Source organism: Enterobacter genomosp. S (assembly GCF_001631805.1).
In the GTDB taxonomy this organism is placed as follows: Bacteria; Pseudomonadota; Gammaproteobacteria; order Enterobacterales; family Enterobacteriaceae; genus Enterobacter; species Enterobacter quasihormaechei.
On record NZ_LVVA01000018.1, the window covers coordinates 440,587 to 466,737 of the forward strand.

At 55.4% G+C, this 26,151-nt stretch carries 23 protein-coding genes and 1 pseudogene; 11 read left to right on the top strand and 13 right to left on the bottom strand.

The features are described from left to right. Positions 1-12: 12 nt before the first annotated feature. The 4 genes from yjfF to ytfQ all read right to left on the bottom strand — a co-directional run bounded on the left by yjfF (position 13) and on the right by ytfQ (position 4,598). Positions 13-1,014, bottom strand: a complete 1,002-nt coding sequence (yjfF, locus tag A3466_RS13025; RefSeq protein WP_063450892.1) for a galactofuranose ABC transporter, permease protein YjfF — start codon at positions 1,012-1,014, stop codon at positions 13-15. Continuing rightward, positions 1,001-2,026: a galactofuranose ABC transporter, ATP-binding protein YtfT gene (ytfT, locus tag A3466_RS13030; protein ID WP_165602755.1), complete on the bottom strand. Its 1,026-nt coding sequence runs from the start codon at positions 2,024-2,026 to the stop codon at positions 1,001-1,003. The genes yjfF and ytfT overlap by 14 nt, the downstream gene beginning before the upstream one ends. Before the next feature lie 10 nt (positions 2,027-2,036). Further along, entirely contained in the window at positions 2,037-3,539 is a 1,503-nt protein-coding gene (ytfR, locus tag A3466_RS13035) for a galactofuranose ABC transporter, ATP-binding protein YtfR (protein WP_063450894.1), read from the bottom strand. A 102-nt stretch (positions 3,540-3,641) separates the two neighbouring features. After that, positions 3,642-4,598, bottom strand: coding sequence for a galactofuranose ABC transporter, galactofuranose-binding protein YtfQ (ytfQ, locus tag A3466_RS13040; protein ID WP_063450895.1), 957 nt, complete (start codon positions 4,596-4,598; stop codon positions 3,642-3,644). A gap of 309 nt (positions 4,599-4,907) precedes the next feature. Between ytfQ and ppa the strand changes: the two genes are divergently transcribed. From ppa to A3466_RS13055, 3 genes are all read left to right on the top strand, one after another. After that, positions 4,908-5,438 (top strand): inorganic diphosphatase, encoded by a 531-nt coding sequence (gene ppa / locus A3466_RS13045; protein WP_006810347.1) that lies wholly within the window; start codon positions 4,908-4,910, stop codon positions 5,436-5,438. 383 nt (positions 5,439-5,821) lie between these two features. After that, a complete protein-coding gene (locus A3466_RS13050) occupies positions 5,822-6,241 on the top strand; it encodes a hypothetical protein (RefSeq protein WP_245167746.1) in 420 nt (139 codons plus the stop codon). Beyond that, entirely contained in the window at positions 6,238-6,708 is a 471-nt protein-coding gene (locus A3466_RS13055) for a hypothetical protein (RefSeq protein WP_063450896.1), read from the top strand. The genes A3466_RS13050 and A3466_RS13055 overlap by 4 nt, the downstream gene beginning before the upstream one ends. 314 nt (positions 6,709-7,022) lie before the next feature. On the opposite strand, the gene A3466_RS13065 is transcribed toward A3466_RS13055, so the two are convergent. The 3 genes from A3466_RS13065 to tamA are packed head-to-tail and all read right to left on the bottom strand — an operon-like array spanning position 7,023 to position 12,876. Then, entirely contained in the window at positions 7,023-7,367 is a 345-nt protein-coding gene (locus tag A3466_RS13065; RefSeq protein WP_045307822.1) for a gamma-glutamylcyclotransferase family protein, read from the bottom strand. Positions 7,368-7,369: 2 nt separating this feature from the next. After that, positions 7,370-11,146, bottom strand: coding sequence for an autotransporter assembly complex protein TamB (tamB, locus tag A3466_RS13070; RefSeq protein WP_063450897.1), 3,777 nt, complete (start codon positions 11,144-11,146; stop codon positions 7,370-7,372). Next, positions 11,143-12,876 (bottom strand): autotransporter assembly complex protein TamA, encoded by a 1,734-nt coding sequence (gene tamA / locus A3466_RS13075; protein ID WP_063450898.1) that lies wholly within the window; start codon positions 12,874-12,876, stop codon positions 11,143-11,145. The genes tamB and tamA overlap by 4 nt, the downstream gene beginning before the upstream one ends. A 224-nt stretch (positions 12,877-13,100) precedes the next feature. On the opposite strand from tamA, the gene msrA reads away from it, so the two are divergent. Together msrA and A3466_RS13085 are read left to right on the top strand one after the other, a co-directional pair. Then, positions 13,101-13,742: a peptide-methionine (S)-S-oxide reductase MsrA gene (gene msrA / locus A3466_RS13080; RefSeq protein WP_006810351.1), complete on the top strand. Its 642-nt coding sequence runs from the start codon at positions 13,101-13,103 to the stop codon at positions 13,740-13,742. A gap of 225 nt (positions 13,743-13,967) precedes the next feature. Beyond that, positions 13,968-15,305, top strand: coding sequence for a hemolysin family protein (locus A3466_RS13085; protein WP_006810357.1), 1,338 nt, complete (start codon positions 13,968-13,970; stop codon positions 15,303-15,305). Between the two features lie 59 nt (positions 15,306-15,364). On the opposite strand, the gene A3466_RS23365 is transcribed toward A3466_RS13085, so the two are convergent. From A3466_RS23365 to A3466_RS13095, 3 genes and pseudogenes are all read right to left on the bottom strand, one after another. Then, the gene (locus tag A3466_RS23365; RefSeq protein WP_074161024.1) at positions 15,365-15,772 is read right to left on the bottom strand and encodes a hypothetical protein; all 408 of its coding nucleotides are present in this window, start codon (positions 15,770-15,772) and stop codon (positions 15,365-15,367) included. Positions 15,773-15,833: 61 nt separating this feature from the next. Then, positions 15,834-15,929 (bottom strand): annotated as a pseudogene (locus tag A3466_RS22430) (type VI secretion system tube protein Hcp); the annotation flags it as partial. A 267-nt stretch (positions 15,930-16,196) separates the two neighbouring features. Next, complete coding sequence (locus tag A3466_RS13095; protein WP_003856054.1) at positions 16,197-16,403, bottom strand: DUF1107 domain-containing protein; 207 nt, start codon at positions 16,401-16,403, stop codon at positions 16,197-16,199. A gap of 324 nt (positions 16,404-16,727) precedes the next feature. On the opposite strand from A3466_RS13095, the gene A3466_RS13100 reads away from it, so the two are divergent. Then, positions 16,728-17,285 (top strand): YtfJ family protein, encoded by a 558-nt coding sequence (locus A3466_RS13100; protein ID WP_063450900.1) that lies wholly within the window; start codon positions 16,728-16,730, stop codon positions 17,283-17,285. Here A3466_RS13100 and cysQ read toward each other — a convergent pair. Beyond that, positions 17,279-18,019, bottom strand: a complete 741-nt coding sequence (cysQ, locus tag A3466_RS13105; RefSeq protein ID WP_063450901.1) for a 3'(2'),5'-bisphosphate nucleotidase CysQ — start codon at positions 18,017-18,019, stop codon at positions 17,279-17,281. The genes A3466_RS13100 and cysQ overlap by 7 nt on opposite strands. 190 nt (positions 18,020-18,209) lie before the next feature. Here cysQ and A3466_RS13110 point away from each other — a divergent pair, with 190 nt between their 5' ends. Then, complete coding sequence (locus A3466_RS13110; protein ID WP_063450902.1) at positions 18,210-20,153, top strand: bifunctional 2',3'-cyclic-nucleotide 2'-phosphodiesterase/3'-nucleotidase; 1,944 nt, start codon at positions 18,210-18,212, stop codon at positions 20,151-20,153. Between the two features lie 40 nt (positions 20,154-20,193). Here A3466_RS13110 and A3466_RS13115 read toward each other — a convergent pair whose 3' ends face one another. Then, entirely contained in the window at positions 20,194-20,580 is a 387-nt protein-coding gene (locus A3466_RS13115; RefSeq protein WP_063450903.1) for a winged helix-turn-helix transcriptional regulator, read from the bottom strand. An 84-nt stretch (positions 20,581-20,664) separates the two neighbouring features. Between A3466_RS13115 and A3466_RS13120 the strand changes: the two genes are divergently transcribed. From A3466_RS13120 to A3466_RS13130, 3 genes are all read left to right on the top strand, one after another. After that, positions 20,665-21,513, top strand: coding sequence for an SDR family oxidoreductase (locus tag A3466_RS13120; protein ID WP_063450904.1), 849 nt, complete (start codon positions 20,665-20,667; stop codon positions 21,511-21,513). 81 nt (positions 21,514-21,594) lie between these two features. Then, on the top strand, positions 21,595-22,419 hold the full coding sequence (locus A3466_RS13125; protein ID WP_063450905.1) for an AraC family transcriptional regulator: 825 nt from the start codon (positions 21,595-21,597) through the stop codon (positions 22,417-22,419). A gap of 75 nt (positions 22,420-22,494) precedes the next feature. Next, the gene (locus tag A3466_RS13130) at positions 22,495-23,460 is read left to right on the top strand and encodes a DMT family transporter (RefSeq protein ID WP_063450906.1); all 966 of its coding nucleotides are present in this window, start codon (positions 22,495-22,497) and stop codon (positions 23,458-23,460) included. A gap of 87 nt (positions 23,461-23,547) precedes the next feature. Here the strand turns inward: A3466_RS13130 and A3466_RS13135 are convergent, their stop codons facing one another. Next, on the bottom strand, positions 23,548-25,197 hold the full coding sequence (locus tag A3466_RS13135) for a methyl-accepting chemotaxis protein (RefSeq protein WP_063450907.1): 1,650 nt from the start codon (positions 25,195-25,197) through the stop codon (positions 23,548-23,550). 245 nt (positions 25,198-25,442) lie between these two features. On the opposite strand from A3466_RS13135, the gene ytfE reads away from it, so the two are divergent. Next, positions 25,443-26,105: an iron-sulfur cluster repair protein YtfE gene (gene ytfE / locus A3466_RS13140; RefSeq protein ID WP_063450908.1), complete on the top strand. Its 663-nt coding sequence runs from the start codon at positions 25,443-25,445 to the stop codon at positions 26,103-26,105. Positions 26,106-26,151 lie beyond the last annotated feature (46 nt).

Consider the following 26,151-nt stretch of genomic DNA (forward strand, 5'->3'; position numbering starts at 1 on the left):
AATTTCAGCACGTTATCGCCCTGTTACAGAGGTATTTACACGGGTAACAGGCGAGCTTTGGCGGTTCTCCCACAGCACCGTCAGGCCGCGCTGGAGCGCGATAAAAATAAACAGCAGAATGCCAATGGCGATTTTGGTCCACCAGGAGCTGAGCGTGCCGTCGAAGTTGATGTAGGTCTGAATCAGCCCCTGGATCGCCACGCCAAATAGCGTGCCGAGCACCGTCCCCACTCCGCCGCTCAGCAGCGTGCCGCCGATGACCACCGAGGCAATGGCGTCCAGCTCAACGCCCACCCCCGCCAGCGCATAGCCTGCCTGGGTATACACCGAAAACACAATCCCCGCGAGCGTGGCAAGGCCGGTCGAGAGCATGTAGATGCGGATAGTGGTGCTGCGCGTGGAAATCCCCATCAGGTTCGCGGACGTGGCGCTGCCGCCAATGGCATACACCTGGTTACCAAACCGGGTACGGTGGGCGAGGAAGATCCCGATCACCACCACGCCCAGCATCAGCAGCCCCATCGCGCTCAGGCGCCCTCCGCCGGGAATTTTCCACGCCAGGCTCGAGAGCGTGTCGTAGATCGGGTGGTTAATCGGAATCGACTCCTCCGACACCAGATAGCTCACGCCGCGCAGGAAGAACATCCCGGCAAGGGTGATGATAAACGCCGGGATTTTCAGCGCGTCGATTAAAAGCCCCATAAAGGCGCCGAACGCGCAGCCCATGACCAGCACCAGCGGGAACGCCAGCAGCGGCGAAATGCCCCAGAAGCCAATAGCCTTGGCAAGGAACACGCCGGTAAAGGCGATCACCGACCCAACGGAGAGGTCGATCCCGCCGGAGAGGATCACAAAGGTCATGCCGACGGCAATAATCCCGAGAAACGCGTTATCGGTCAGAATGTTGCAAATCACCCGTGTCGAGGCGAAACCCGGGAATTGGGTCAGGCAGTAGAGGTAGCCCAGCACGAACACGCCCAGCGTGATCGTTAACGGCAAATTACGTTTTATCATGACCGCGGCTCCCCTTAATGAGAGTGATAAAGCGCGGCGACTGCACGATAAGTACGATAAGCACCACGACCGCTTTGACAACCTGATTGAGCTCCGGCTGGAAGCCGGAGAGCAAAATACCGGTATTCATACCCTGAATAATCAGCGCCCCCACCACCGAGAGCAGCAGGTTAAACCGTCCGCCCATCAGCGATCCGCCGCCGATCACCACCGCGAGGATCGCGTCCAGCTCCAGCCAGAGTCCGGCGTTGTTGGCATCCGCCCCACGAATATCGGCGGCCACGATCACCCCGGCAATCGCGGCGCAGACGCCGCTCAGGACGTAGGTCAGCATCACCATCAGCCGGGTATTCACCCCGGCGTTTTTCGCGGCCCGAATGTTAATCCCCACCGCTTCGATGAACATCCCGAGCGCCGTTTTGCGGGTGAAAAGCCAAAAGATAACCAGCGTAACGAGGGCAACGATCACCGGCGTCGGGAAGTACAGGACGTTACCGCTGCCGATCCACGCCAGGCTCGGGGAGCTAAAGGTGACGATTTGACCGGAAGTGATCAGCTGCGCCACGCCGCGCCCGGCCACCATCAAAATCAACGTCGCGACAAACGGCTGGATCTTGAGCACCGCGACCAGAATGCCGTTCCACAGCCCGGCTAATACGCCGGACCCCAGCGCGGCGAGCAGAACCACCGGCAGGCTGTGCCCGGCAACGGTCATCGAGGCAGCGGTGGCGCCCGCAATCGCCATTACCGCACCGACGGAGAGGTCGATCCCGCCGGTGGCAATCACCAGCGTCATGCCAATCGCCAGCAGCGCCACGGGCGCGGCACGGTTTAAGATGTCGATCGGGCTACCGAACAGGCGGCCATCCTGCACGACGATCTGGAAAAAATGCGGGGCTACCAGGCTATCCACCAGCAGCACCAGCAGCAGCGCCACGATTTGCGGCGTGCCGGTCGGCCAGCTGAAGCGGCGCTTCGCTTCGCCAGTTTGCGAAAGAGAACGGGACATCACATTTGACTCCTTACGCCGCGATGGCATTCATGATCGCCGGAACGGACAGCTTATCCAGCGAGATCTCAGCCACCTGCCTGCGATCGCGCATGATGATGACGCGATCGGCATAGCCAACCAGCTCCTCCAGCTCAGACGAGATCACCAGCAGCGCCAGACCGTCGGCACACAGCGTTTCGATAAGCCGGATGATTTCGGCGTGCGCGCCCACGTCGATGCCGCGCGTGGGCTCGTCGAGGATCAGGAACTGCGGTTTGGTCAGCAGCCAGCGAGAGAGCAGTACCTTCTGCTGGTTGCCGCCGGAGAGAAACTCAATGGGCTGTTCGGCGCTCGGGGTACGTATACCGAGCTGGCGGATAAAGCGCTCGGCAATGGCGTTTTGCTCTTTACGCGGGATCGGACGCAGCCAGCCGCGCTGGGCCTGTAGCGCCAGAATGATGTTTTCCCGCACCGAGGCGGCGGCAATAATTCCGTCCGTTTTCCTGTCTTCCGGGCAGAAACCCACCCCGAGGCACGACGCCTGATGCGGTGAACGTAGCGTTTGCGGCTTGCCTTTGATCAGCGCCGTTCCGCTGTCGGCGGGCCTGATCCCGAAGATCACTTCGGCGGTTTCGGTGCGTCCGGAGCCTAACAGACCCGCCAAACCCACAATTTCGCCGGGGCGCACCTCCAGGTTAAACGGCGCGATGGTTCCTTTTTTGCCGTAGTCGTGAAAGGCGGCGATCGGTTTTTCGCTCAGCAGCGTGCGGCCCGCGCGCTGGAGTGCGTTGGTCTCCAGCTCGCGGCCCAGCATCATTTTGACCAGCTCAATCTGCGGCAGCTCGCGGGTTTCCCGGCAGCCGACAAAGCCGCCGTTGCGCAGCACCGTGATGCGATCGCTTACCTCGTAAACCTGATCGAGGAAGTGCGTAACAAAGATCAGGCTCACGCCCTGATCGCGCAGCTGGCGCATCAGGGTAAAAAGCATCTCCACTTCCTGGGTATCGAGGCTGGCGGTGGGTTCATCAAGGATCAGCACCTTCGCGGAGAGATCGATAGCGCGACAGATCGCGACGATCTGCTGCATCGCCACGGAAAAGCGGTTCAGCGGTTCGCGCACGTCGAGAGAGAAACCATAAGATGCCATCAGCTTCGTGGCGCGCGCTTCCATCTCTTTGCGGCGCAGCAGGCCAAAACGTCTGGGCTCGCGGCCTATAAACAGGTTGTCCGCTACCGACATGTTCGGCAGCAGGTTCACTTCCTGGTAAACCGTGCCGATCCCCAGCTGCTGGGCATGCGCGGTATTCTTTGGCGAAATCGCGTTACCTTCCAGCCAGATAGCGCCGCGATCGGCGTGATATACCCCCGTCAGGGTTTTAATCAGCGTCGACTTCCCCGCGCCGTTTTCGCCGAGCAACGCCATGATCTCCCCACGCCGCAGGCTGAAATCAACGTTATCCAGCGCCTTAACGCCTGGGAAAAATTTACTCAGGCCCTCGGTGCGGAGGATTTCCTGGTGTTGTTCGGTGGTCATGGTTTCCCCCTGCATTAAGCCGGATGACGCTACGCTTATCCGGCCTACAAATGAGCGTATCGTAGGCCAGGTAAGCGCAGCGCCACCCGGCAATGTCACTGATCAGTAGCCCATATTTTTCTTCTTCTCTAACTCTTCTTTCGCCGTGTCCGGCAGGTAGAGCGTGGATTTGGTGACCGTCACTTTTTCAGGCACCGTGCCGTCTTTTTTGAATTTCTCCAGCGCATCGAATGCCGGGCCCGCCATGTTTGGCGTCAGCTCAACGCTGGCGTTCGCTTCGCCGTCAATCATCGCTTTGAAGATGTCCGGCACGCCGTCGATCGAGCCGGTAAGGATATCTTTGCCCGGCTTCAGGCCCGCTTCTTTGATGGCCTGAATGGCGCCGATCGCCATGTCGTCGTTGTGGGCATAAACCATGCAGATATTTTTGCCGTTATTTTCAGCCTTGATGAAGCTTTCCATGACCTCTTTACCCTTGCTGCGGGTGAAGTCGCCGGACTGAGAACGGACGATCTTAATGTTTGGCGCGCTAGCGATGGCCTGCGCGAACCCTTTCTTGCGGTCAATCGCGACGCTCGCACCAACCGTTCCCTGCAACTCAACCACTTTACACGGCTTGCCATCCACCTGCTTCACCAGCCAGTCACCAATCAGTTTGCCTTCCAGCACGTTATCGGCGGTGACGGTGGTCATATAGAGAGATTTGTCTTTCACGTCGATGGAACGGTCGAGCAGGAAGACAGGAATTTCAGCATCTTTGGCTTCCTTCAGCACCGGCTCCCAGCCCGTCGCGACAACCGGGGCGATAAAGATGGCATCTACGCCCTGGGCGATAAATGAGCGCACCGCTTTGATCTGGTTCTCTTGCTTTTGCTGACCATCGGCGACTTTCAGCGTAATACCGCGCTTTTCAGCCTCACTTTTCGCCACGTTCGTTTCAGCGGCGCGCCAGCCGGATTCAGATCCGACCTGCGAAAATCCAACGGTTAACGGTGCGGCCATCGCCATAGACGACATGGCTGCCGAAACTGCTGTAACAAGAAGTAAGCGCTTCCACATATGAACGTCCTCGTAGGGTAGGTTATTGTTGGTTAAAAGATGTTCTGCGGATGAACTATAGCCAATGAAATATGTTACGGATTGCGTTACGTCACACTTCGGAAAAGTGAATAAAACGTTAATCACAAGTTTGTAATCGCTTTCATTTCCACATTTAAAATGCGGCTGAGTTTATGGATTATCCTGTCATGGAAACGGTCTGAAAAGTGAAGGCGCGGGGGAGATAAGACGAAAACAGGCGAAGACTTTCAGCGCCAGTTGGCTATAATACTTGCCACTTGTTTACCATCCATTTTTAAGGACACCGACATGAGCTTACTCAACGTCCCTGCGGGTAAAGAACTGCCAGAAGATATCTACGTGGTTATCGAAATCCCGGCCAACGCAGATCCAATTAAATACGAAATCGACAAAGACACCGGCGCGCTGTTCGTTGACCGTTTCATGTCTACCGCCATGTTCTATCCGTGCAACTACGGCTACATCAACCACACCCTGTCTCTGGACGGTGACCCGGTTGACGTACTGGTCCCAACGCCATACCCATTGCAGCCAGGCTCCGTCATTCGCTGCCGTCCTGTTGGCGTGCTGAAAATGACCGACGAAGCGGGTGAAGATGCGAAACTGGTTGCCGTACCGCACACCAAACTGAGCAAAGAATACGATCACATTAAAGATGTGAACGACCTGCCAGAGCTGCTGAAAGCGCAGATCGCCCACTTCTTCGAGCACTACAAAGATCTCGAAAAAGGCAAATGGGTTAAAGTTGAAGGCTGGGATAACGCAGAAGCGGCGAAAGCAGAAATCATCGCCTCTTTCGAACGTGCAGCTAAGAAGTAATTCTAACTGCTGATACTAAGCCCCGCGCGTCGGGGCTTTTTTATTTCTCTGGTTAAAAGCCCTACAGATGATTTTTAAGAAGAATCTCATTCATTTTGGGCGAGGCATTCAAAAATGAAAAAATATCCCTATTAATTATGGTGGGAGTGGTTGAATAGCTTGGCTGTTCACAACATACTGTCATGATGAACATTAATCCCCATTTATTATTGGATTCATATGTCATCCATTAACATTGATGTAGCCCGCCCAACTGGAATTTATTTTATTATTTAAAGGCTGTATTCCCGCGATGGCCTTATGCCTTCTTTTGGGGAAATCAGCCCCTCTTTAACGCAGGTGCACCGTACTGTCATTCAGCAAAACGTAAGCAAGACATGTTCATGGATGGGGTTAAAGTTACCCCAAAAGATATTACCCTCTGGCAACAGATAAAATACCTTACGGGTTCAAAAGTCACGACTAAAGATACAGATACGCTAGTGTATACAACCGATTTTATCGGCTCCCTTGTTGCCACAACGCCGTTAGGCAATATTGAACTTGAGAATATTCCTCGGTTCCTCACTACAGAGTCTATCCACTCCCTGCCACAGGCGGTGAGTTATGGTCGAGACCCCATTCCACATGTTCTCCTTTATGGTCGTAAGGATATTATCTTTTTTATGGATAATGGTGGAAAAGGTACACCAACCGCTATTGCAAAATATAACCATAATACGCGTGATCTTGCCATAATCAAAGATCAGCTAGAAGCCAGTAAGACAATGAAAGAGCTGCTCTCAAAAGGAGCAAAACTATGAGTAAAAAAAGTCATTTAGTAAGTTTAACCATCCTTATCATTGCCGCGTTTATCTTTGGCAGAAGCACGTATATTGAATACCTGGCATGGTATTATGGGACCAATGATTTAATATTTAACGAAACAACCCCCTCATTAGCATCCAGTTTATTTAACGGGCTCTACTTCGCCCTTTCAGCATGTATTATTTACGTGTTACTCATTATATTAAAGAGAATCCCCAAAAATATTGTAGTTTCATGTCTGCTTCAGTTCTGTATTAATATTGGGCTATATACTCTTTTTGTTGCAGTAGATAGAGGTTATAGTAAATTGCATACTTTAGGCTCTGGTGCTACTGACATCACCCACAGCTATTTTTTAGGGGCGTTGCTGACGAGCACTCTCCTGACCGTCGCGATCGTGAGCGTAATACATGCTAAGTTTCTTTCTTCAAAGCATAAAGATGGGCTACATAAAGGCGTTTGATTGCTATGGCAAAGACAGCAAAGGGCAGTATCTCTGCATCATGACGTTCCAGCTTGCCTGGTTTATGTTTTACTTATGGATCCCTTATCGAAGCGATTATGCGATTCTGCTGTTTTTACTGTTCTTTCTGCCCGTCATTTCAAGCAATACGCGGTGCATAAACTACTATGGCCGTTCACGCTCCTTGTGTTTGTTATGGCTTATCGCCCCGTACATCATGCTGTTCATTCCTTTGTTTTTAACCCGGCGCAAGGATACAGAACAAAGCTGATTGAACAAAAAACAACGCCACCTTACGGTGGCGTTGTCGTTTTTCAGAACTGGTCTCTGTCTAACCAGTTACCGCTTTCAATCAGCGTTAACCCGTCGACCGAACGTTGGTACACGTACATCCATGCACTGCCGTAAGGCGTCTGGATCAACTGGCGAGCGTATTCACCGCCCCTGGTGCGCAAGGCATCAAGTTCGGCCAGCGTAGCATTATCAATACGATAAACTTCACCCTGTACCGTTCCGTTCCCCGGAACCGCGCCTGGATAGTGGCCCAGACTGTACAGCTGATAGTTTTCGATTGTGTAATTTCCCAGCAACTGGGCGTTGGTCATCCAGTGGCTGTTGCCTTGCTTGGTTCGTAAACTGCCGTAAACAAATATTCGCATTGCTAAAACTCAAACTGATAGAGCAGATCAAGTGCCTGGTCTACGCCGGACACTGCTTCCAGATATAGCTTAGGCATCAGGCGGTAACGTAACGTGAGTGTAGCCAGTGAGTCAAAGATCCCCACGCCATATTTTACCTGTAGACCCGGCAGTACATAGCCGCTGACCACTACCTGCGAAGAGTCACCCACGCCCTGAGTGTCCAGCGCCAGATTGCTTACGCCAAACGTCTCGCCGATTTTACCCACAACCTGACCACTTTGTGCAACCCCCAGACCGACTAACATTGACGTCATTGCCGCACCATCGCCCTGTTGGCTATCCAGACCCTGTCCGCGCAGCAGGTAAGAGAGCGCTTCCTGTTGCGACATGGCCGGGTCAGAGAAGATCTCTGCCTTAGGTTCGTCGGCAGAGCCCGTCACGCGCACGCCCGCAATCACATCATCTTCGGTGGCTTCCGGGTTACGGATCGCTTCGATATTCAGGACCGGCTGATCCGGTGGACCGGAGAACAGCAGCTCACCTTTACGCACAATCAAATCCTGACCGTAGGCATGGAAGCGCCCTTCAGGAATATTGATTTGTCCATTCAGGCCAAGCCCCTGCTGATCCTGCGCCACTTTCAGGTCACCTGTGAGTCTCGCCTTCAGCCCAAACGCGTCCAAACGCACGTTATTCCCCACGTGCACGATAAGATTACTATTGATCGGTATGCCAGCGCTCTTCTGTTCAACAGGTTTCAGATTTTCATTGAGCATAACTTCATCACTGGAGACGCCAACCGCGCTTTCCGGTACCTCGTGAACCACGATGCGCGCCCACGGGACGTCGACGCGGCCGTCCAGCGTGAAGAGGCTTGGCGTTGCCTCAAAGACCACGTCTGGCGATACGTCCAGCCGCACCATTGGCGGTACCGTGATACGCACCCTGCTGCCTTTGGCCGCAATACGGGCGCGCCAGTTATCAAGCTGGCTCCAGTCTGCGTCGCCGCTCAGGTTGATTTGTCCCTGCTGCGTCAGCACTGAACCACTGAGGGTTGAGCTTTGGCCGTTAAAGTTCATCGCAAGCTGGCTTGGCTGCATATCGAACGGCATAAAGTTACCGTCGATGTCCACGCCGCTTAGCCGCATCTGGCCAAACAGCTGCGGGCTTTGCGCATCTCCCGCCAGGCGCAGGTTGGCGCTGAGCATGCCCGCCGCTTTTTCACCCCGCGAGAAAATCGGATTCACCATCGCCAGGTTGAAGTTGCGAATATTGACGTTGCCGCCGAGATTACGCCGCCCTTGCGGATCGCTGATTTGCACCTGTCCGTCAAGCTGACCGTTGTTGGTCAGACGGATAAGCCATCCCAGCTCCGCGCGGTTGTTACGCAGGTCGGCATTCAGATTCAGGGTGTCGAACGCCACCGGCAGCGGCGCGTCATTGACCTCCTGCGTGACCTTCACGTTACGTCCGGAGAGACTCACGCTGCCCTGCGGCAGCCCCTCTTTGGTAGTGTCCCACGCGACGTCCGCTTTACCGCTAAAGACCCCGCTCGCCTGGGTGGTTTCCGGCATAAACGGTTTCAGCATGGCCAGGTCAAAACGGTTGAGGTTGATCTGCGCGCGTCCTTCCGCGCCCGCATCAATGGTCTGCGGCACGCACAGCTCGGCGTTCGGGTTGGTCCAGCAGTGCGGTCCAATGCTGATTTTCTGCTCTGCGTTGCGGTAGTCCAGCGCGATGGATCGGGACAGCACCAGCGGTCCAACCGGCGTGCTGAAGCGGGTGTTGTCCAGTTGCCCTTTCCAGCGCGTCGCGTTGCGGTCAAAGCTGCCGGTCAGGTGCAGTTGCCCGGAGACCGGCTCGCCCTGCACGCGCAACTGGAGATCGTGCTGCTTCTCGTTACCTTTCGCCGCAAGCGTCACCAGGCTGATGTTCACGTTAGGCTGAGAAATACGCTCCACGCGCAGGTTGAGGCTACCGCCGATCTGATCGGTGGATTTCACGTCCCCTTCTACGCGCACGCGGGCAATGGAGAGTTCCTGCCAGCGCAGGTTGTTAGCGGTAATGTCCGCCAGCAACTGCGGCGCTTCCACCGTACCGCGAACCTTCACTAACCCTTTCGCCGTACCGCCAAGGCCCGGCAGGGCGTTATCAAGGTTTGGCGCGTCAATGGTGGCATCCAGATCGAGGTCTTTTACCCCCAGCTCGCCTTTGATATCCGCCGTGTTGCGGCCCAGCGCCACGTGCAGGCCCGGGATCACCCACTGGAGATAGCTGTTGCCCTTAACCGAGCCCTCTACGTTGACTTTGTTCTGCTTCACGTTGCCGGTCAGCTTGATTTCCGGCACGTCCATCTGCCAGGTGCCGCCGTACAGGCTGCCGCGGGTTTTGATCAGGCCGTCGAGTTTTGACGGCCAGTCCGGTACCTCTTTGGCGGTGTTGATCCCGGCCAGCTTCAGCTCGCCGCGCCAGCTGATCGCCTGCTGCCAGTCGAGCAGCGCGGTCAGCTCGGTTTTTCCTTCCAGGGCTGCCACGGTCAGCTTGTCGAGGTTTACCTGCAACTCGTTACCCTTCGCATCCAGGGTGATATCGGCGGGCGGTACCCCCTGCCCCTTCACTGCCGTACGGAACGACAGCGTGTAGTCGGTCATTTTGCCACTCAGCTTCAGCTTCAGATCGTCGGCCTGGAACTGCTTTTCGCCGGTGAATGGCCAGTAAAGCTGCTTGCTGACAATCTCAAGGTTGAGCGGTAAACCGGCTTCTGCCAGCTGGGTTTGCCCGCGCAGCACCATATCCACCGGGCCGGACAGGTTCACGCCGAACTCAAGCTTCTCGCGCAGCGCACCGCCGACCTTCACCTTCACCTTTTCGCCCTTCAGCGGATCGATGTTCAGGGCACTGTTCAGCGTAATATCCACCGGCCAGTTGTCGCGCAGCTGCGCGTTGCCTGAGGCGTTCACCGAGCCCTGACTGGAGTCGATATCCAGCGCGTCGAGCTTCATGTTGCCGTCGATGCTGCTGACTTTAAGCAGAATGTTGTAGACCGTCAGATCGGTATCACCCGTCAGACGCAGCTGCTCGCCCTTAAACTCTTCGATATTGAGGTTCAGCGGCAGATGCACGTCGGTCATCTCCGGCAGCACCGGTTTCGAGAAGAGATCTTTCAGCGTTTCACCCAGCGGTTTTTCTTCCGGCTGCGGGTTCTGGATCTTCGGCTCGACGATCTCTTCCTGCGCCACGTCGGCCACCTTCGGCAGCGCAATCAGCAGCCCTTGCAGGGAAGTTGGGGTCAGGGTGAGGTTTTTCTCCTGCCAGCGCAGACCGGAGGTGAAATCCATCACCGATACCGTCGTATCGTCGATTTTGACGTTGACGTTATCCAGCGCAACCCGGTAGAGCGCAATCGGGTACGGCGTGGAGAGGTTAAGCGGGCCGCTATCCTCTTCCTCAACGGGTTCAGACTTCGGCATTTTTTTGGAATCTATCGCCACGTTAACGTCTTTTAACGACAGATCGTTTACGCACAGCCTGCTGTCCCGCAGGCAGCCCAGCCTCACCGCCAGATGAAACTCGCCCGCGTTCACCGCCACGCCGGGCTGTTCATAACGGATATTTTTCAGGCGCAGATCGCGCCAGCCGCCCGTCACCTGGCCGATTTCCAGCCCCGGCACCCAGCGGTTCGCGGCGTTAAACAGCAGATGCAGGCCCGTGGTGGTGCCCACCAGAAACGCCACCGTGCCAAGCAGCAATACGATAAAAATCAGCACTCCGAGGCTTATCTTCTTCCATAAACTCATAATTCAGGCCCCAGACCGATGTAAAACTGTAAACCGTGTTCATCTTTGTCACCCACCGGAACGGCGAAATCGAGCTTGATCGGCCCAACCGGTGACTGCCAGCGCACACCTACGCCCGCGCCGGTTTTGAAATCGCTGCGGCGGATGTCGTTTACCGCTTCACCGCTGTCGACAAACATGGCGCCCCACCATTTGCCGCTGACGTTGTACTGGTACTCCAGCGAGCCGGTCGCCAGTTTGGATGCCCCGGTCAGCTGGCCTTTTTCGTTTTCAGGTGAGATCGATTTGTACTTATACCCGCGAATACTGCGGTCGCCCCCGGCGAAGAAGCGCAGGTCCGGCGGAACGCGCTCGAAATCACCCGTCTCAATCCAGCCGAGATTGCCGCGCATCACAAAGCGGTGTTTGTCATACAGCGTGCGGATCCAGACGTTTTGCGCCTGAAAGACGGAGAAGTCTACGTCGGATCCCCAGGCGGTGTTGGAATAATCGATGGAGTAGCGCTGGGAATCGCCCCAGGTCGGCATCAGGCCGCCGCGCGAGCGTGTGCGGCTGATCATCACCCCCGGATAAAGCAGCATGGTGGTGTTGGTGACGTTTGCCTGGGTAAAGTGATCGAGGCTCCAGCGCAGGTTAATGGCGCGCTGCCAGCCGCTGGAGAGATCCCAGAAGCGTGAGACCGCAAGCGTTGTCGAATCCTGCTCGGTATCGTTTAAATCGGTACGCTTAAAGCCGCCCTGCACCAGGTAATATTGCTCAAGCGGGTTTTTCAGCAGCGGCATTTTGTAGCTGAAGTCCAGCTGCTGTTCAGGCGCAGAGAGGCTGACGCTGGTAGTCAGGCTGTGGCCGTAGGAGTTCATCCACGGTTTTCTCCACGAGGCCTTCACGCGCGGGCCGACGTCCGTGGAGTAGCCGACACCGGTCTCAATGGTGTTCTCGGTGCGCGGAGAGACTACGCCATGCAGCGGTAATACCTTCGTTTTACGGGATTTTTCAAATTCAGGCGCCACCACCACTGAGTTAAACCAGCCGGTAGCGGACAAACGACGGTTCAGCTCCCCGAGGTCGCTGGACTGGTAGTAGTCGCCCTTTTTGAACGGCACCAGGTTTTGCAGATACTCGTCACGGATCTGCGATCCTTCGAAGGTTACATCGCCAAACCGATAGCGTTCGCCGCTGTCGTAGTCGATATCCCAGAATGCCTGACGTCGCTCAAGCGCAACGCCCAGCTGGCTTTTGTTGAACTTGCTGTCGAAATAGCCTTTACGCAGGGAAACGTTGGTCAACGACTTTTTAAAGCGATCGTAATCCCCGTGATTGAGCACGGTGCCCACTTTCGGGCGGTTGCTGAGCAGATCCAGGTAGTCCCGATCCGTGCGCGCACCGCCGCGCAGCACCACGTTCGTGCCACCAATCAGGACGGGTTCGCCCGGCGAAACGCGGGCAATCAATACCTGACGCCCCTTCGCCGGCGGCGGGCGTAAGTCGAAATCAATGGTGGGTTCATAGTACCCCAACGCCTTTAAGCCTTCGCGAATGGCGTCATCCACGCGCGCGCGAAAACGCCGATCCGGCGTCACTTCATCGCTCTCGATAGTGGAAAGCTGCGCACGCACGTTTTTTTCCAGCGCCCCGGATAACCCCTCAACCTGCAAACGGACATTCGCCGCGCTGGCAATCCCGCTTGTCAGCATTAAACTGACTAAACATAACTGGCGGATCTTTGTCACGTTTTCTCCTGAATATCCCTGTTTCCACCCTGGAAGCAAATGCAGTGCCGCTCCGCGGCAAAATACGGCCTGCTGGCCAAAAACCCAAATTACGGGTTGAAAAAGGGTGCAACACCCAAATATTTCTTATGATTAAATCTAGACTCATTCATCGCATTTATTGTGTTCAATTAAACGCTTCGTGACAACCTTAACCGAAACAACGCTACCCGGGAGGCCCCACCGTGAGTTTATTCGATAAAAAGCATCTGGTATCACAAGCCGATGCGTTACCGGGACGCAACACCCCTATGCCAGTGGCGACATTACACGCCGTAAACAACCATTCAATGACAAATGTTCCTGATGGAATGGAGATCGCCCTGTTTGCCATGGGCTGCTTCTGGGGCGTAGAGCGCCTGTTCTGGCAGTTGCCGGGCGTTTACAGTACCGCTGCGGGCTACACCGGAGGGTATACGCCTAACCCAACCTACCGCGAAGTCTGTTCCGGCGAAACCGGGCATGCCGAGGCGGTCCGTGTGGTGTATGACCCGAGCGTTATCAGCTATGAACAGCTGCTCCAGGTGTTCTGGGAAAACCATGACCCGGCGCAGGGCATGCGTCAGGGTAACGATCACGGCACCCAATACCGTTCGGCTATTTATCCGCTCACCCCTGAGCAGGAGGCCGCGGCCCACGCCAGCCTGACGCGTTTCCAGGAAGCAATGCAGGCCGCCGGTGATAAACGCCAGGTGACGACCGAAATCGCTACCGCGAAACCGTTCTACTATGCCGAAGACGATCATCAGCAGTATCTGCATAAAAATCCGTACGGCTACTGCGGGATTGGCGGCATCGGCGTTTGCCTGCCTCCACAGCAGGCCTGATTACTGCATCAGCGCCACGCGAGCCGCGTGGCGCATAACTCAACCACACTCCCCGCCGCAGGCCCACCTTATTTGTCGAAAACGTGACCTCTGGCAGATTTACACGCCTTTACGCTATACTACCGCTGAAATAATCGGCTCAACGCTACGAGCTGACTTCAATGTGTCTTCACACGAATGGTATCAACTCCCCTTCTGAGGATCTGGCGAGAAGCCGGATAAACTATGTTAAACAGTATTTTAGTAATACTTTGTCTTATTGCCGTCAGTGCATTTTTCTCGATATCGGAGATCTCGCTGGCTGCCTCCCGTAAAATCAAACTGAAGCTGCTTGCCGACGAGGGCAACATCAACGCATCACGCATTTTGAAAATGCAGGAAAATCCCGGCATGTTCTTTACCGTGGTGCAGATTGGCCTTAACGCGGTCGCCATTCTTGGCGGTATCGTGGGCGATGCAGCATTTTCTCCGGCGTTTTATAGCCTCTTTGTAAAGTACATGTCCGTAGAGCTGGCCGAGCAGTTGAGCTTCATCCTCTCCTTCTCGCTGGTCACCGGTTTGTTCATTCTATTCGCGGACCTGACCCCGAAACGCATCGGTATGATTGCGCCAGAAGCTGTGGCTTTGCGTATCATCAACCCGATGCGCTTCTGTTTGTACGTCTTCCGCCCGCTGGTGTGGTTCTTTAACGGCCTGGCGAACGTCATTTTCCGCATCTTCAAGCTGCCGATGGTGCGTAAAGACGACATCACATCCGATGATATTTACGCCGTGGTGGAAGCCGGGGCGCTGGCAGGCGTGCTGCGCAAGCAGGAACACGAGCTGATTGAGAACGTTTTCGAACTGGAATCCCGTACCGTTCCCTCTTCCATGACCGGCCGTGAGAACATCATCTGGTTCGATCTGCATGAAGATGAGCAGAGCCTGAAGACCAAAGTGGCGCAGCATCCGCACTCCAAATTCCTGGTCTGTAACGAAGATATCGACCATATCATCGGCTATGTGGACTCCAAAGACCTGCTGAACCGCGTACTGGCAAACCAGAGCCTGGCGCTGAACAGCGGCGTACAGATCCGCAACACCCTGATTGTGCCGGACACCCTGACGCTCTCCGAAGCGCTGGAAAGCTTCAAAACTGCGGGTGAAGACTTCGCGGTGATCATGAACGAGTACGCGCTGGTGGTGGGCATTATCACCCTCAACGACGTAATGACGACGCTGATGGGCGACCTGGTCGGCCAGGGGCTGGAAGAGCAAATTGTGCAGCGTGACGAGAACTCATGGCTGATTGACGGCGGTACGCCGATTGAGGACGTGATGCGCGTGCTGGATATCGACGAGTTCCCGCAGTCCGGAAACTACGAGACCATCGGCGGCTTTATGATGTTTATGCTGCGTAAGATCCCGAAACGTACCGACTCGGTGAAGTTCTCCGGCTTCAAGTTTGAAGTGGTGGATATTGATAACTACCGCATCGACCAGTTGCTGGTAACGCGCATTGATAGTAAACCGACCGTGCTGGTGCCGAAGCTGCCAGATGCGGAAGAGAAGGTGTCGGCGTAATTTATGAAGGGCAGCGTTGAGCTGCCCTTTCTTTTACCCTCCGAGATTCACTCCAACTTTTAAAAAGGTGATGAATTCAAATAGATAAGAGTTGAGTAAGATGTATTACTAAAATGATAAATTTTACCGCTGACTTTGATATATATAGCGTTTTCTTCAGTCTCTACCTTTGCATCAGGATCTGTAGTTATCAGAAAAGGAGCATACCCGTGTCTGACCTCACCTAAAAAATTTTCGCCCGAAATTTTTGACGATGCTAAATAGTATTTGTATACATTTGAAGTCGTAGCTCCCGCATTGCTTTTTGTAATATACAATACGGAAACCTTTCCGATACTTTCTTTGTAAATAATTTCTTGCTCAATATAGAGAAATTCATCTAAAGTACGCCATATGGCATAGGAAGAAATCAGGATTATGAGTAATATATAAATACATTTTTTCCTAGAAGCCTGCACGCTGAGCATAGTCTATCCCCGCTCTAATCCATGTTTGATCTGTAGGATCATCGCCATGAGGATCTGGATTAACCTCTATACTCGACTCTCTGCCTTTAAAATCTACTGCCCCCTTAATTAACGCACCACCATCATCCTTCAGCCATAAATAAGCAGGAATAGCCATCATTAAACTCCGTTTCAAAGTGAGATGACCATTGTTCCTGCGTAACCAAAAAAACCAATAAACAGTTAATACTTTATTGTCCTGTATCAACAGTTACACACTGGAAAGTAAATTTAGATTAACTTAATAAAGAGCGTGAAATCTATCCGTATCACAGAATGATTGCGTGAAATATCTAGTAAATGAATGTATGTGAAACAACGGCTACAAACATCAACGGCTCCCATCGGGAGCCGTCTTTTTAACTACTACTGCATAGCACGTTGGTTAAGCCATCTCAGTTTGCAGACGCATAACCTGACGGTTGACTTCGGACATCACAGACAAGTGTTGTTTGTCCTTCACTTTTGGGATAAGGATTTTGCCCTTATCGAACTCAAAAGCGCCAACATCCTTGATATACAACCGTCCACGGAACAGGATCTTCACGTACTTCGCCACCTGAAGCGGGTTGTAGCGTTGGAAAATTTTCATTCTTGTATCTCCTGCGAATCATACGCCCTTGCGGTGCCACAATCGGCCCGACTGTCCTGAGCGCAAATTTTGATGCCCAATGACTATAGACCAGAACCTCGTACTTACCCAGTGTGCATAAGTTTATTTACCGTTTGATTACAATTATTCAGAATAATCTTTGCAAAGCGTGATGCAGAGCAGTATATGCCGTCGTTTTTGCGTGGATATGTGCGTTCGCCCGCAAACTGGCATCGGGATTGCGGGAAAAGCCCATTGATCGCACTTATGATTAAAAGCGCATGACCAAGTGGTCGGATCACCTGCTCACAATAAGGAAACACCATGACCCTACGTAACCTCCTGGCGGCAGCTTGCCTGTTGCTGCCGCTGATGGCTTCCGCACACAACCTTGAAAAAGGAGAACGTGTTCCGCCGGTCGGTATTGCTGACCGGGGAGAATTGATTCTCGACAATGATAAGTTTAGCTATAAAGCCTGGAATAGCGCGCAGCTCGCGGGCAAAGTGAGAGTGGTACAACATATTGCCGGACGGACATCCGCAAAAGAGAAAAACGCGACCCTTGTGGAGGCGATCAAGACCGCAAAACTCCCGCACGATCGCTACCAGACCACCACCATCGTGAATACCGACGATGCGATTCCCGGCTCCGGGATGTTTGTGCGCTCAAGCCTCGAGAGTAATAAAAAGCTCTATCCGTGGTCGCAGTTTATTGTCGATAGCAACGGCGTGACGCGTAAGGCGTGGCAGCTGGAAGAGGAGAGCTCAGCGATTATCGTGCTGGATAAAGCGGGCCGCGTGCAGTGGGTCAAAGACGGGGCGCTGACGCAGGATGAGGTGCAGCAGGTGGTTGCCCTGCTGCACAAGTTGCTGGATCAGTAGAGTGACACCCGGAAGCCCGGGTTCAGGAATGACTCGCGCGGGGTATAGTCCAGCGGCTTACCCTGCCAGTCATGCACATGCGCGCCCGCCGCTGCGGCAACGGCGTGGCCTGCTGCGGTATCCCAGACGTTAGTCGGCCCAAAACGGGGGTAAAGCTGCGCCTGCCCTTCTGCCACCAGGCAGAACTTCAGCGAGGATCCGATCGACGTCGTCTGGTGTTCGCCCAGCTGTTGCAGGTACTCTTCCAGCTCGCTGTCGCTGTGCGAGCGGCTGATCACCACCAGCGGAGGACGGGCATCGCGCACCTGGATCGGCTTACGTACGCCGCACTCTTCCTTCCAGGCTTTGCCTTCCGCCGCGCTGTACATCACCTTCATCACCGGGGCGTAGACCACGCCAAGCACCGCCTTTCCTTTTTCAATCAGAGCGATGTTGACGGTGAACTCACCGTTACGCTTGATAAACTCTTTCGTGCCGTCCAGCGGATCGACCAGCCAGTAACGCTGCCAGTGCTGACGTTCGTCCCAGCTCTGGGGCGCTTCTTCAGAAAGGACCGGAATATCCGGCGTCAGGGCCTGCAAGCCTTTCAGGATCACCGCATGGGCCGCGATATCCGCCGCCGTCACCGGAGAGTCGTCCGCTTTGCTGACAACGTCCATCGGTTTTGCACCGTCGTACACCTGCATAATGGCATCACCCGCATCCCGTGCCAGCTGACAAATTTTATCTAACATTCTCCACCTCTTCGTTAACGCAGTGGGCATAACTTATTGTTTTAGTTATATCGTAATGTGAACAATTCCGCTATCTGTGAAGCAATTCTGGTTTCAGCGCTCTTTTTTCTGGCAGCATTCACACTTCTGTAAGCAACAAATACTACATACATATTCTTTTGTGGCTTGGATCGAAAAAAGGACTCCTCAGATGATTAAGTTTAGCGCAACGCTCCTGGCAACGCTGATTGCGGCCAGCGTTCAGGCAGCGACGGTGGATCTCCGTATTCTGGAAACAACCGATCTGCACGGCAACATGATGGACTTCGATTACTACAAAGATACGCCTGTCGAAAAATTCGGACTGGTACGTACGGCAAGTTTAATCAACGCCGCCCGCGGTGAAGTAAAAAACAGCGTGCTGGTGGACAACGGCGATCTCATTCAGGGCAGCCCGCTCGGCGACTACATGGCGGCGAAGGGGCTGAAGAAAGGCGAGATCCATCCTGTTTATAAGGCAATGAATACGCTGGACTATGCTGTCGGCAACCTCGGTAATCACGAATTTAACTACGGTCTGAAATACCTGCACGACGCGCTGGCAGGGGCAAAGTTCCCGTACGTTAACGCCAATATCATCGACGTTAAGACGGAGAAACCGCTTTTTACCCCTTACGTGATTAAAGAGACCGAGGTGGTCGACAAGGACGGTAAAAAACAGACGCTGAAAATCGGCTATATCGGCTTTGTACCGCCGCAGATCATGACCTGGGATAAAGCCAACCTCGACGGCAAAGTGACCGTTAATGACATTACCGAAACCGCGCGCAAGTATGTGCCGGAAATGCGCGCGAAAGGCGCAGATCTGGTGGTGGTTGTCGCCCACTCGGGTCTCTCCGCCGATCCGTATCGGGCGATGGCTGAGAACTCGGTGTATTACCTCAGCCAGGTACCGGGCGTCGATGCGATCCTGTTCGGCCACGCCCACGCCGTCTTCCCGGGTAAAGACTTCGCCAGCATCAAAGGCGCAGATATTGAAAAAGGCACGCTCAACGGCGTGCCAGCGGTGATGCCGGGGATGTGGGGCGACCACCTTGGCGTGGTGGATCTGGTGCTAAATAACGACAGCGGCAGCTGGAAGGTGACGCAGTCAAAAGCCGAAGCGCGCCCAATTTACGACGCGGCGGCTAAAAAATCCCTGGCCGCGGAAGATAAAAAGCTGGTTGACGTGCTGAAGCACGACCACGACGCCACCCGCGAATTCGTCAGCAAGCCGATCGGCAAATCCGCCGACAATATGTACAGCTTCCTGGCGCTGGTGCAGGATGACCCGACCGTTCAGGTGGTCAACATGGCCCAGAAAGCCTATGCCGAACACTTTGTTCAGGGCGATCCGGATCTGGCAAAACTGCCGGTGCTGTCTGCCGCTGCGCCATTCAAAGTGGGCGGACGCAAGAACGACCCGGCAAGCTATGTTGAGGTCGAAAAAGGCCAGCTGACCTTCCGTAACGCCGCCGATCTCTATCTCTACCCGAATACCCTGGTAGTGGTTAAAGCCACGGGGAAAGAGTTGAAGGAGTGGCTGGAGTGCTCTGCCGGGCAGTTCAACCAGATCGATCCGCATAGCAGCAAGCCGCAGTCGCTGATTAACTGGGACGGCTTTCGCACCTACAACTTCGACGTGATCGACGGTGTAAATTACCAGATTGACGTCACCCAGCCGGCGAAATATGACGGCGAGTGCCAGGCGATTAACCCGCAGGCCGAACGCATCAAAAATCTGACGTTCAACGGCAAGGCGATCGACCCGAATGCCACCTTCCTGGTGGTGACCAATAACTACCGCGCCTACGGCGGTAAGTTTGCCGGTACGGGCGATAGCCACATCGCTTTTGCGTCACCGGACGAAAACCGCTCGGTGCTGGCGGCGTGGATCGGCGCGGAGTCGAAGAAGGCGGGCGAAATTCACCCGGCGGTGGATAACAACTGGCGTCTTGCGCCAATCCACAGCGATGCGAAACTGGATATCCGCTTTGAAACGTCACCGTCCGATAAGGCAGCCGCGTTTATTAAGGATAAGGCGCAGTATCCGATGAAGAAGGTTGCGACGGATGATATCGGGTTCGCGATTTATCAGGTGGATTTAAGCAGGTAGCGGTGATTGTGCCGGGTAAGGCGAAACCGCCACCCGGCTTTTACGCCGCACGCTCATCCCGATTCGCCATCACCTTCGGCGTATTCACCTCAATCCAGTCCGCCAGCGCGGCGACTTTCTCGCTGACCTCGATGCCCATCGGGGTCAGACTATACTCCACGTGCGGCGGCACAACCGGATAAGAAACGCGGTTCACAAATCCGTCCTGCTCCAGCGCCTGAAGCGACTGGGCCAGCATTTTCTCGCTGACGCCGCCCATCTTGCGGCGCAGGTCGCTGAAGCGATGCGTGCCCTGACGCAATGCCACCAGGATCAGCACGCCCCAGCGGCTGGTAACGTGTTTGAGCACCTCCCTTGACGGACACTGTTCCGCAAAGAGATTGCCATCGCGCATTTGCTCGCTGAGCGTCGGTAACGTTGTTTTCATACTTACCTTTTTGTACGTACTTACTAAAAGTTAGTTATGGTGATAGTGTGCCACAACACCAGACAAACACGAAGGAGATTCATCATGATCGCGATTACCGGCGCAACCGGCCAGCTTGGCCAACTCGTTATTGAAGAACTGCTGAAAACCGTTCCGGCCAGCCAGATCGTGGCTATTGTGCGTAACCCGGCAAAAGCCGACGCCTTAAGCCAGCGGGGAATTGTGATACGTCAGGCGGACTATACCGACCAGGCCGCGTTCACCAACGCCCTGAACGGCGTGGATAAGCTGCTGCTTATCTCCTCCAGCGAAGTGGGCCAGCGCGCCGCACAGCATCAGAATGTGATTAACGCCGCCAAAGCCGCCGGGGTGAAACGTATCGCCTACACCAGCCTGCTGCATGCGGATACCTCCCCGCTGGGTCTGCACGTTGAGCACGTAGAAACCGAGAAAGCGCTGGCTGAATCCGGCGTGCCTTATACCCTGCTGCGCAACGGCTGGTATACCGAAAACTATCTTGCGAGCGTGCCGCCTGCCCTGGAGCACGGCGTATTTATTGGTGCCGCAGGCGAAGGCAAAATTGCCTCGGCGACCCGAGCGGATTACGCGGCGGCGGCAGCAAAAGTGGTTTCTGAAGAGGGTCATGCCGGCAAGGTGTATGAACTGGCGGGCGACAGTGCCTGGACGCTGAGCGAACTGACGGCGGAGCTGAGCAGACTGAGCGGCAAGCCGGTGGCGTATCAGAACCTGAGCGAAGCGGATTTCGCCGCCGCGCTGAAGGGCGCAGGCCTGCCTGCCGGGCTGGCGGATATGCTGGCGGATTCCGATACCGGCGCGTCCAGGGGCGGCCTGTTTGACGACAGCCGTACCCTGAGCAAACTGATCGGTCGCCCGACAACGCCGCTGGCGGAGAGCATCAAAGCGATTCTGTAATTGTTAAGAATTGGTTATTTTTGGTGGCATCCCTTCGGGTCATCTCTGATAATGAGGCGATGACCCACAAGGAGGCTCACCGTGCAAGGCGTACCGGAACAGTTTACTGATGAGAGAGACAGCGCGCGCTTTCGCCATCTGGCGCAACTGCCGGGTCTGGAGCTTTATCACGCCCATATTTCTGACTACGCCTTCGAGCCGCACACTCACGAAGCGTTTGGCATCGGCACCATTGAAACCGGCGCCGAACGCTTCCGCTATCGCGGTACACAGCATCTTGCCGCAGAAAAATCCGTTGTTACCATGAACCCGGACGAGATCCACACCGGCGAATCCGCCACCGAAGGCGGCTGGCGCTACCGGATGGTCTATATTGAACCCGACCTGCTGGAAGAAGTCACCGGCCTGCGCCACTGGTGGTTTAGCGACGTCACGCGTCACGATCCGCTGCGCTCGCAACAGATAGGCCAGTTGATTTATGGCCTGTGGCACACGGACGATCCGCTGGCACAGAAAGGATTGCTGCTGGATCTGATTGAGACGTTCCAGCCGCTGGCCCGTCATGCGCCGGAAGCCCGGGAGGGCGCGCACCGCTTCGAGCGCGTTCGCGACTATCTGCACGACAACTATATGCGCGCGCTCACCCTGGACGAGCTGGCGAGCGTCGTTTCGCTCAGTCCGTACCATTTCCAGCGCCAGTTCAAAGCCCATTTCCACGTTACGCCACACCAGATGCTGATGGCGATTCGCCTGTGGCGCGCCAAGGCGTTTCTCACTCACGGCATGCCTGCCGCCGAAGTCGCCGCCGCAACGGGGCTGACCGATCAGTCTCATCTGACCCGCGCCTTTACCCGCCGCTACGGCATTACGCCCGTGCGTTACCAGAAGCAGGTTTCGCCGCGCTAATGCGCAACCTCATACAATACGCACGCACCTGTGCCTCCTACACTGGCTACAACATGTATTACTGTGGACAGAAAGATGATTAGCGGCGTGTTGTATGCTCTGCTTGCAGGGTTGATGTGGGGGCTGATTTTCGTCGGCCCGCTGATAGTGCCGGAGTACCCGGCGATATTGCAGTCGACCGGACGCTATCTGGCGCTGGGACTGATTGCCGTGCCGCTGGCGTGGCTGGGGCGTGCACGCCTGCGCCAGCTGAGTCGCCAGGACTGGCTCACCGCGCTGGCGCTGACGATGATGGGCAACCTGATTTACTACGTCTGCCTGGCCAGCGCCATTCAGCGCACCGGCGCGCCGGTTTCCACCATGATTATCGGCACGCTGCCGGTCGTTATTCCTGTGTTCGCGAACCTGCTGTACAGCCAGCGTGACGGCAAACTGGCGTGGTCAAAAATGGTGCCCGCGCTGGTATGCATCGCCGTGGGGCTGGCTTGCGTGAATATTGCCGAACTTCGCCATGGTCTGGAAAATTTCAGCGTGTGGCGTTACGGTTCAGGGATCTTTCTGGCGGTTATTTCGGTTGTCTGCTGGGCCTGGTATGCCCTGCGCAACGCACGCTGGCTGCGGGAAAACCCGGATAAGCATCCAATGATGTGGGCCACGGCGCAGGCGCTGGTCACGCTTCCCGTCTCGCTGCTGGGCTATGTGGGTGCGTGTGTCTGGTTGGGTAGCGAGCATCCGGATTTCGCCGTGCCCTTCGGCCCGCGCCCGTGGGTATTCGTCGCGTTAATGGTCGCCATTGCCGTGCTGTGTTCGTGGGTGGGCGCGCTGTGCTGGAACATTGCCAGCCAGAAGCTGCCGACGGTGATATTAGGGCCGCTGATTGTCTTTGAGACGCTGGCCGGGCTGCTCTATACCTTCCTGATGCGCCAGAGCATGCCGCCGCTGTTAACGGCCTGCGGGATCGCGCTGCTGGTCGTTGGGGTAGTGATTGCGGTGAGAGCGAAGCCGGAAAAACCGAGGGTCGTTCCGGCGTCGGAGGGGTGATGATTGCCGGGTGGCGGCTGCGCCTTACCCGGCCTGCACAGTCCTCGAACGTAGGCCGGGTAAGCGTCAGCGCCACCCGGCATAATGTCAGAACGTTTCCCAGTTCGCTTCAGACGCCGTTGCTACGGGCTGCGCCTTAGGCGCGTAAGCCTTCACGGGCGCGGCTTTAACCGCCTGGTTGCGGGTGATCTTAAACACCGCCACCGCTTCGTTCAGGCGCGCGGCCTGATCTTCCAGCGCCGCTGCCGCTGCCGCAGACTCTTCCACCAGCGAGGCGTTCTGCTGGGTAACGCGATCCATCTCCGCTACCGCCTGGCCCACCTGATCGATACCGCGGCTCTGCTCGTCGGAGGCTGAGGCAATCTCGCCCATGATGTCGGTCACGCGGGTAACCGCGTTAACGATTTCCGCCATCGTCGCGCCCGCTTCGTTCACCAGCTGAGAACCCGCGTTCACGCGCTCGCCGGAATCATCGATCAGCGCCTTAATCTCTTTCGCCGCCTGGGCGCTGCGCTGGGCAAGCGTGCGTACTTCTCCTGCAACCACCGCAAAGCCACGGCCCTGCTCACCCGCACGCGCCGCTTCTACCGCCGCGTTCAGCGCCAGAATGTTGGTCTGGAAGGCGATACCGTCGATCACGTTGGTGATCTGCGCAATCTTGCTGGAGCTGGTGGCGATTTCATCCATCGTACGCACTACGCCTTCCACCACGTTACCGCCCTTCTTCGCGGTTGAGGAGGCATCCAGCGCCAGACGAGACGCCTGACGCGCGTTATCCGCGTTCTGCTTCACGGTGGCGGTCAGCTGTTCCATGCTGGCTGCCGTCTCTTCCAGAGACGCGGCCTGCTGCTCGGTACGAGAAGAGAGGTCGTTGCTGCCCGCCGAGATTTCACCCGCGCCGGTGTAGATTGTATCTGCGCCTTCGCGGACCACGCCCACCGTATTCGCCAGCGCGGTTTGCATCTCCTGAACGTTACGCGCCAGGATCGCCATTTCGTTTTTACCCTCAGCGTGAATCGGCTGGGTTAAATCGCCTGCCGCAATGGCGCGGATGTGGTTGATCACCTCTTCCAGCGGCAACAGCAGCACGCGGCGCATGGCAATCCAGCTGGAGATAATGACGGCTACCACCAGCAGCATGACCGCAGAAAGGATCCACAGAATCCGCTTGTAGTCGCTTTCATTGTCCTTAATGCCTTTGTCGGTGAGCGCGGCCTGCGCCTCGCGCCACTCGCGATAGACCTTTTGCATCGCGGTCTGCTTGTGTTCGGCATTTTGTTTGAACATCTCTTCCAGGTTGCCCTGACCCAGCAGAACGTTCATCTGCGTGAGCGTGGCGGAGTAGATGCGATACTGCTCTTCAAGCCTGTCGGCCAGGTGCTCGTCCATGCCCGGCGTTTCCGGCAGCGCGTAGTATTTATCGTAATGGGTCTGGGCATCGGCCAGCAGGTTTTTCGCGGTATTGACCAGCTCGTTCAACTGCCCGCCATTAATCTGAGATGCCATGCTGCTTTGCAGGCGCAGCATGCCGCGGTTGAGGGTGACGCGCGCCTGGTTAAGGCTGATCCAGGCGTCGGTCAACTCCGCGACGTTCTGGCTGGAAAGCTGAGAAACGGTGAAATTCTCTTTATCGTTATTGAGCGCATTAATGAAAATGCCGGCTGAGATCAGCTGCATGATGCCAAGCACGAGCAGCACCGAGATGAGAAGAGTAATGACTTTTATACGTTTAAACATGCGTTGCCTTTTGATATGCAGGTATTGTCTGACCTGTATCTATCGGCACGTGCGGCAGGTTGTTTACTGTTTCTCCACCTTTAAAAACTTTCGAAAGCTTTTTTCTGCATTCAATCAGCAGGTTAAAAGCACGCTATTTTTTGTGATCGCCCTCTCATTTTTACCCTTGCCTCTAAAGGGTTATAGTATCGCCTTAAAGATGCATTTAAAATGCATCTTATATTTCTGATGATGAGGTAACTGCTATGGCCTTCCGCGACCAACCCCTGGGCGAGCTGGCGCTCTCCATCCCTCGCGCTTCTGCGCTGTTCCGTAAATACGATATGGATTACTGCTGCGGCGGTAAGCAAACGCTGGCGCGCGCAGCGTCGCGTAAAGAGCTGGATGTAGAAGCTATCGAAGCGGAGCTGGCTAAGCTGGCAGAACAGCCTGTCGACAAAGACTGGCGCACCGCGCCGCTGGCTGAAATCATCGACCACATCGTCGTGCGTTACCACGACCGTCACCGTGAACAGCTGCCGGAGCTGATTTTACAGGCCACCAAAGTTGAGCGCGTTCACGCCGATAAACCCTCCGTACCGCGCGGCCTGGCGAAATACCTGACCATGCTGCACGAAGAACTTTCCAGCCACATGATGAAAGAAGAGCAGATCCTCTTCCCGATGATTAAACAGGGAATGGGAAGCCAGGCGATGGGGCCCATCAGCGTGATGGAAAGCGAACATGATGACGCGGGGGAACTGCTGGAGGTGATCAAACACACCACCAACAACGTCACGCCGCCGCCTGAGGCGTGCACCACCTGGAAAGCCATGTACAACGGCATTAATGAGATGATTGACGATCTGATGGAGCACATCAGTCTTGAGAATAACGTGCTGTTCCCGCGGGCATTGGCTGATAAATAAAAAAGCCCGGTGGCGCTAGCGCTTACCGGGCCTACAACGTCCTCGA

Bases quoted from the DNA above. Each gene is read 5' to 3' on its own strand.
- yjfF (WP_063450892.1), bottom strand. From the start codon at position 1,014: ATGATAAAACGTAATTTGCCGTTAACGATCACGCTGGGCGTGTTCGTG.
- ytfR (WP_063450894.1), bottom strand. From the start codon at position 3,539: ATGACCACCGAACAACACCAGGAAATCCTCCGCACCGAGGGCCTGAGT.
- ytfQ (WP_063450895.1), bottom strand. From the start codon at position 4,598: ATGTGGAAGCGCTTACTTCTTGTTACAGCAGTTTCGGCAGCCATGTCG.
- ppa (WP_006810347.1), top strand. From the start codon at position 4,908: ATGAGCTTACTCAACGTCCCTGCGGGTAAAGAACTGCCAGAAGATATC.
- A3466_RS13050 (WP_245167746.1), top strand. From the start codon at position 5,822: ATGGATGGGGTTAAAGTTACCCCAAAAGATATTACCCTCTGGCAACAG.
- A3466_RS13055 (WP_063450896.1), top strand. From the start codon at position 6,238: ATGAGTAAAAAAAGTCATTTAGTAAGTTTAACCATCCTTATCATTGCC.
- A3466_RS13065 (WP_045307822.1), bottom strand. From the start codon at position 7,367: ATGCGAATATTTGTTTACGGCAGTTTACGAACCAAGCAAGGCAACAGC.
- tamB (WP_063450897.1), bottom strand. From the start codon at position 11,146: ATGAGTTTATGGAAGAAGATAAGCCTCGGAGTGCTGATTTTTATCGTA.
- A3466_RS13085 (WP_006810357.1), top strand. From the start codon at position 13,968: ATGTTAAACAGTATTTTAGTAATACTTTGTCTTATTGCCGTCAGTGCA.
- A3466_RS23365 (WP_074161024.1), bottom strand. From the start codon at position 15,772: ATGCTCAGCGTGCAGGCTTCTAGGAAAAAATGTATTTATATATTACTC.
- A3466_RS13095 (WP_003856054.1), bottom strand. From the start codon at position 16,403: ATGAAAATTTTCCAACGCTACAACCCGCTTCAGGTGGCGAAGTACGTG.
- A3466_RS13100 (WP_063450900.1), top strand. From the start codon at position 16,728: ATGACCCTACGTAACCTCCTGGCGGCAGCTTGCCTGTTGCTGCCGCTG.
- cysQ (WP_063450901.1), bottom strand. From the start codon at position 18,019: ATGTTAGATAAAATTTGTCAGCTGGCACGGGATGCGGGTGATGCCATT.
- A3466_RS13110 (WP_063450902.1), top strand. From the start codon at position 18,210: ATGATTAAGTTTAGCGCAACGCTCCTGGCAACGCTGATTGCGGCCAGC.
- A3466_RS13115 (WP_063450903.1), bottom strand. From the start codon at position 20,580: ATGAAAACAACGTTACCGACGCTCAGCGAGCAAATGCGCGATGGCAAT.
- A3466_RS13120 (WP_063450904.1), top strand. From the start codon at position 20,665: ATGATCGCGATTACCGGCGCAACCGGCCAGCTTGGCCAACTCGTTATT.
- A3466_RS13130 (WP_063450906.1), top strand. From the start codon at position 22,495: ATGATTAGCGGCGTGTTGTATGCTCTGCTTGCAGGGTTGATGTGGGGG.
- A3466_RS13135 (WP_063450907.1), bottom strand. From the start codon at position 25,197: ATGTTTAAACGTATAAAAGTCATTACTCTTCTCATCTCGGTGCTGCTC.
- ytfE (WP_063450908.1), top strand. From the start codon at position 25,443: ATGGCCTTCCGCGACCAACCCCTGGGCGAGCTGGCGCTCTCCATCCCT.